At 70.4% G+C, this 5,419-nt stretch carries 7 protein-coding genes; 2 read left to right on the forward strand and 5 right to left on the reverse strand.

What is annotated here, in order from left to right; genetic code table 11:
* A partial coding sequence (locus Cco03nite_RS41540) for a TIGR03842 family LLM class F420-dependent oxidoreductase (protein ID WP_203699555.1) occupies positions 1–685 on the forward strand: 685 nt, incomplete at its 5' end.
* Positions 686–699: 14 nt separating this feature from the next.
* Here the strand turns inward: Cco03nite_RS41540 and Cco03nite_RS41545 are convergent.
* Both Cco03nite_RS41545 and Cco03nite_RS41550 read right to left on the reverse strand, forming a co-directional pair.
* Positions 700–1,236, reverse strand: coding sequence for a Fic/DOC family protein (locus Cco03nite_RS41545; protein ID WP_203699556.1), 537 nt, complete (start codon positions 1,234–1,236; stop codon positions 700–702).
* A 32-nt stretch (positions 1,237–1,268) separates the two neighbouring features.
* Positions 1,269–1,586: an antitoxin VbhA family protein gene (locus tag Cco03nite_RS41550; protein WP_203699557.1), complete on the reverse strand. Its 318-nt coding sequence runs from the start codon at positions 1,584–1,586 to the stop codon at positions 1,269–1,271.
* Between the two features lie 84 nt (positions 1,587–1,670).
* On the opposite strand from Cco03nite_RS41550, the gene Cco03nite_RS41555 reads away from it, so the two are divergent.
* Positions 1,671–2,285 carry a DUF4304 domain-containing protein gene (locus Cco03nite_RS41555; protein ID WP_203699558.1) on the forward strand — a complete coding sequence of 205 codons (615 nt, stop codon included), beginning with the start codon at positions 1,671–1,673 and terminating at the stop codon, positions 2,283–2,285.
* A gap of 23 nt (positions 2,286–2,308) precedes the next feature.
* Here the strand turns inward: Cco03nite_RS41555 and Cco03nite_RS41560 are convergent, their stop codons facing one another.
* From Cco03nite_RS41560 to Cco03nite_RS41570, 3 genes are all read right to left on the reverse strand, one after another.
* Positions 2,309–3,076 (reverse strand): tRNA(His) guanylyltransferase Thg1 family protein, encoded by a 768-nt coding sequence (locus Cco03nite_RS41560; protein WP_203699559.1) that lies wholly within the window; start codon positions 3,074–3,076, stop codon positions 2,309–2,311.
* The gene (locus tag Cco03nite_RS41565) at positions 3,073–3,540 is read right to left on the reverse strand and encodes an ATP-binding protein (protein WP_203699560.1); all 468 of its coding nucleotides are present in this window, start codon (positions 3,538–3,540) and stop codon (positions 3,073–3,075) included. The genes Cco03nite_RS41560 and Cco03nite_RS41565 overlap by 4 nt, the downstream gene beginning before the upstream one ends.
* A gap of 461 nt (positions 3,541–4,001) precedes the next feature.
* The coding region (locus tag Cco03nite_RS41570; RefSeq protein WP_203699561.1) for an MFS transporter at positions 4,002–5,419 on the reverse strand (1,418 nt) is incomplete at its 5' end.

The raw sequence follows: 5,419 nt of genomic DNA on the forward strand, positions 1-5,419 counted from the left end.
GGTCGACATCGCGCACCTGCGCGAAGCCGTCGGCGTGATCCGCGCCCTGGCCAACGGGCGCGAGGCGACGCACCGCGGCATCGAGATGCGCCTGCCGTGGGTCAAGGAGTCGACGCTGGAGGTGTGGGTCGCCGCGTACGGCCCCAAGGCCATCAAGGTGACCGGCGAGGTCGGCGACGGCTTCATCCTGCAGCTGGCCGACCTCGACATCACCGAGTGGATGATCAAGCACGTGCGCCGGGCCGCCGAGCAGGCCGGGCGCGACCCGTCCGCGGTCAAGATCTGCGTGGCCGCGCCCGCGTACGTCGGCGACGACCTGGTCCACCAGCGCGACCAGGTGCGCTGGTTCGGCGGCATGGTCGGCAACCACATCGCCGACATCGTCGCCCGGTACGGCGACCACGGCGCGGTCCCGCACGCGCTCGCCGAGTACATCAAGGGCCGCCAGGGCTACGACTACGCCGAGCACGGCCGCGCCGACAACGCGCACACCGCGTTCGTCACCGACGACATCGTGGACCGGTTCTGCGTGCTCGGCCCCGCCCAGGCCCACGTCGACAAGCTCACCCGGCTCAAGGAGCTGGGCGTGGACCAGTTCGCCGTCTACCTCCAGCACGACGACATGGACCACACCCTGGCCGCGTACGGCGAAACCGTCATCCCGGCGATCAAGGCACTCGGTTGAGGTGGTGCCTGGACTCAGCCGTCGACGAGACCGTCCAGCAGCCGCCGAAGGGAGCTGTTGTCGCCGCGCAACGAGGCCATAGAAGCCTCCACGTTCGTCACCGGGTCCAGGGTCGACCAGTTGACCGCCCAACCCGCTTCCCGGCTGAGTTGGCGGAAGAACGCCCGCTGCGCTCGCCCGTTGCCCTCGCGGAACGGGTGAATCGCGTTGACCTCGGCGAAGTAGTGCGTCAGCCGGTCGACGAAGGTCGACCGTGGCAGCCCACGGAGATAGTGCTCCTTGGCCAGCGCCGCGAACACCTCACCTGCGTAGGCCTCGATGTGCTGGGGCAGGCAGAACGGCTCTGACCGGGCGATACCCACGGTCCTCACCTCACCTGCCCAGGGATAGAGGTCGCCGAAGATCTCACGATGGAAGCGCTGAAGGTGCGCCAGGTCGTAGTTCCCCGGGAGGATGCGCGTGCTGAGATCGATGAGAGCCGCGTAGCTCAGACCAGCCTCGACCTGGCGCAGACGGTCCTCGCCGACGATTCCCAGCCGGTTGCGGAGCACTCTGGTGACCGGGTCGACGTAGGGATCCTGGCTCACGGGGCGCCGTAGAGTCGGCGCACCATCTCCCGCATCTGTGCCGTGCTGATCTCACCGCGCGCCCACTGCTCGGTGATCGCCTCCGTGTCGGAGTCCACGACCAGCCCTTCGGCACGAACCGACGCGGCGGCCTCGGTGATCGAGCGCGCACGTTCGGCGATCAACTCGTCGAACACCTCGACCGGAACCATCACGGCCTCTGTTTTGCGGTGGGATCCCACGCCCACGGGCGTACGGTCACCGTTGCGGAACCGCTCCAGCACGGTCGGCAATTGTTCTCGAGCCTCACGTACCGACAGCGTTTCGATCAGCATGAAGCAAGTGTACGCGTTCGTGTACACATTTGGGGTCGCAGCAGTGGGCAGGTGCCATAACTACACACCGGCTAACGTGGCCCGGTGCAACGAACAATCCGGCAGGCTTACCTCGACATGATCAAGTCGCAGCTGGCTCCGCTGCTCCGCGCGCACGGGTTCGCCCGCTCGTCGGGCACGTTCCGCAGGTTCGACGCCGAGGGCGACGCGACGCTGCTGGACGTGCAAGGGTCAACCGGCAGCGGCCGGCACGCGTCGCTCTTCTACGTCAACGTCGGCGTCTCCACGAGCCGCTGGCTGCTGTTCCGCGAGGCCCAATATGCCGACCCCCGTATGCGCACCCATGCCACCGCCACCACCGCGCAGTGGTGGGCACGCCTGCGAGTCCCGCAACAGCTCGTGGGCGGACCGGACCTCGGGTCGGGTGACTGCTGGTCCATCAGCGCCGTCGAGGACGCCGAGGCATGCGGCACCGCACTGTGCGAGGTGGTGAAACGCGACTTCCTGCCCGCGGCGACAGCCTGGGTGGCCCAGTACCACGCGCTGGAACACGCCGTACTGTCCGGTGCCGAGGACGACATCACACGGCTGGCCTCGAACCCGCCCGCGACCTCACCCCAGGGCATCGACCTGCTCAGACGGATCACGGACGACGGCCACTTCTACGCCCAGTGGCTGCGCCACGGCACGCTGCCCTGAGACCGGAAGCACCGCCGCGACGATCAGCCGTCGGCCGAAGACGCGGCCACCTGCTGGACCAGGGCACGGTACGCGTCCTTCATGGGCAGCTCGCGCTCCACGCGGATCCGGCGGCGGGTGGCGGTGACGTCGACGCCGCGGACCGGGTCGTGGCCGGGCCGCTCGAACGTCTCCCACCACAGCCCGATTCCCCGGCGCTGCCACGCGGGCAGCTCGTTGAAGTTGATCCCGTGCTGGTAAAGCAGCTCGTTCTTGCCCGAGGTCGTCGCGCCGTCAAGGGTGCGCGTGGCCTGCGTACGGCTCAGCCCGGCCTTGCGCAGGGTCCAGTAGCACCAGCCGTTGAGCGCGCACCGGGCCGCGTCCGACTGCCGCCAGGAGAAGTAGTCGGCCACGTCGGTCACCGAGACACCGAGCCAGATCCGCGAGTCGAAGTGCGCCGGAAAGCCCGCGTCATGGGTGAACGTCGCACTCGCGATACCTGCGGAGATCGAGACGAGTTTCTCCACGCCCCGACCGAACAGGTCGAAGCCGGGTGGCAGCAGCACGGAGATCTCATCGCTCTCGGTGTACGCGTACCGCGCCCCCAATTCGGTCAGCAGCGCCGTCGCCGTGGTGACCATGTGCCCGCCGAAGCGCTCGTCGAACGGCTTGTCGAAGTGCTGCTCGGTGAACCGGGAGAAACCCCGTCCGTCCAGCCGCAGCACGGTCCACGCGCCGGGCAGCAGGGTCAGCCCGTGGAAGTACTCCCGCGCCCGCTGCGCGGCCTCGAACTCGTCCGCGTCCACGGTCACGACTCCTCTTCCAGCACCTCGACGCGGAACCCGCCCGCCCCGTCGAAACTCACGGCGCACAGCCGGTCGAACCCGTCCGCCCGGCTCGGCCGCCGCAGCTCACGGAGCACGGCGCGCAGCCCGGCGTCCGGCACCCGGGTGCGGTCGTCACGGACGGCGTTGCGGGCCGCCGACCCCGCCGGATCAGGCGGGAACCAGTAGCCGACGACGCTCGCGCCGTGCTCGCGGGCGGCTTCGACCAGCGGCTGCCACTGCTCCGGGGACGGGTTGGTGTTGTCGACCACCACGCTGCGACCTGCGGCGAGCGCCTCGTTCACCAGCCGCATCTGGCGGTGCTGCCGGTTGCGGGCGTTGCGGAAGTCGTCCTTGCTCACCACGGCCCGCCCATCGGCCAGCACTGTCCGGCAGAAGGTGCTCTTGCCCGACGCCTGCAATCCGATCAGCACCGCCACCTCGACCGGCATCTCAGCGGCCCCCGGCTGTATCGCACCCGGACCGGGCGCCACCGCGTCGGTCCGCTGAAGGCCGGGCTGGGGTGCGGTTCACCCGCGAGAGTGTGCCCGATCTTCCACAACCGCCGCCACCCGGTAACAACACGCGTGCAGGCTGCGCGGCGTACACCTTCGCCGAGCGACACGCGTCGAGGGTGGTGGCGCGATGGCGTGCCGGCCCGCTCAACGGGCGTCGGCGGCGTTGCGGTTGCGGGGTCGCCGGGCGGCGCGGGCCGGTCGTGCCCGACGCCGGGGCGTACGCCCGACGGGACCCCGGACAGGCACGCACGCGGCCGTGGCGACACGGGGCGGCGGTGCCACCGGCCGTCGCCGCCTGCGGCACCGCGCGAGGACGGCCGAGGACAGCATGGCGAGCACCCCGGCCAGCAGCGCACCGCAGGGCATGACCGTTCCCTCCTCGGCCGTCCGGGTTGTCAGACCTTGGCCGGCTCGGGCTCGGCAGCGGGGGCCGGCAGGTCGACGCTGGACCGCAGCGTGATCTTCGGCAGGGCCAGCGCGGCCAGCACGCCGACCACCCCGATCGCGGCGGATACCAGGAAGATGTGCCCGGTGGCGTCGCCGTACGCCTCGCGCACGATGGCCTGGGCCGCGGGCGGCAGGGCCTTGAGGTTGAGCGAGCCGCCGCCCGCCCCGGCGGGCAGTCCCGCGGCCGCGAGGTGGGACAGGATGGTCGACTTGACCCGCTCGGCGAGGATCGCGCCGAGCACGGACACGCCGATGGTGCCGCCGAGGGAGCGGAAGAAGGTGACCGCGCCGGTCGCCGCGCCCAGGTCCTTCAGCGCGGCGGTGTTCTGCACCGCGAGCACCAGGTTCTGCATGGTCATGCCGACGCCTGCCCCGGCCAGCAGCATGCCCGCGCCGACGAAGGTCAGCGGCGTGTCGTGGTCGATGAACGACAGCCCGAGGAAGCCCACGACCAGCACGATCGCGCCGGTGACGATGTACGGCTTGACCTTGCCGGAAGTGGTGACCATGCGGCCGGTGACCGTCGAGGAGATCAGCACGCCGAGCATCATGGGCATGGTGAGCAGGCCCGCCTCGGTGGGTGTGTAACCGCGCCCGACCTGGAAGTACTGGCCGAGGAACACCGCGCCGCCGAACATCGCCATGCCGACCGCGAGGCTGGCCAGGATGGCGAGGGCGGGCACCCGCTGCCGGATCACGTCCAGCGGCACGACGGGGCGTTCGGCGCGGCGCTCGACCAGCACCGCGACGGCGAGCACGGCCAGCGCGGACAGCACCATCGCCGCGGTCTGCCAGGACAGCCACGCGAACGAGCCGCCGACGAACGACACCCAGATCAGCAGCGTGCTCACGCCGACGGCGATGAGCCCGGCGCCGAGGTAGTCCACCTTGCCCTTCGACCGGGCGCCCTCGGGCAGGTGCAGGGTGAACTGCAGCAGGAGGAAGGCGAGGATCGCGATCGGCACGCCGATGAAGAAGCACCAGCGCCAGCCCAGCCACGAGGTGTCCACGATCAGCCCGCCGAGCAGCGGCCCGGCCAGCGTGGCGACGGCCATGACCCCGCCGAGGTAGCCGTTGTAGCGGCCGCGCTCGCGCGGTGGGATCATCGCGGCGATCACGATCTGGACGAGGGCCTGCAGGCCGCCGACGCCGATGCCCTGGAACGCGCGCGCGGCGATGATCTGGCCCGTGTCCTGGGCGAATCCGCTGAGCAGCGAGCCGATGACGAAGATGCCGATGGCGATCTGGACCAGGAGCTTCTTGCTGAACATGTCCGCGAGCCGCCCCCAGACCGGGGTGGTGGCCGTGGCGGCGAGCAGGGTCGAGGTGACGACCCAGGTGTACTGCGTCTGCGTGCCGTTCAGTT

Source organism: Catellatospora coxensis (genome assembly GCF_016862635.1).
GTDB classification, from domain to species: Bacteria; Actinomycetota; Actinomycetes; order Mycobacteriales; family Micromonosporaceae; genus Catellatospora; species Catellatospora coxensis.

Bases quoted from the DNA above. Each gene is read 5' to 3' on its own strand.
- Cco03nite_RS41550 (WP_203699557.1), bottom strand. From the start codon at position 1,586: ATGCTGATCGAAACGCTGTCGGTACGTGAGGCTCGAGAACAATTGCCG.
- Cco03nite_RS41565 (WP_203699560.1), bottom strand. From the start codon at position 3,540: ATGCCGGTCGAGGTGGCGGTGCTGATCGGATTGCAGGCGTCGGGCAAG.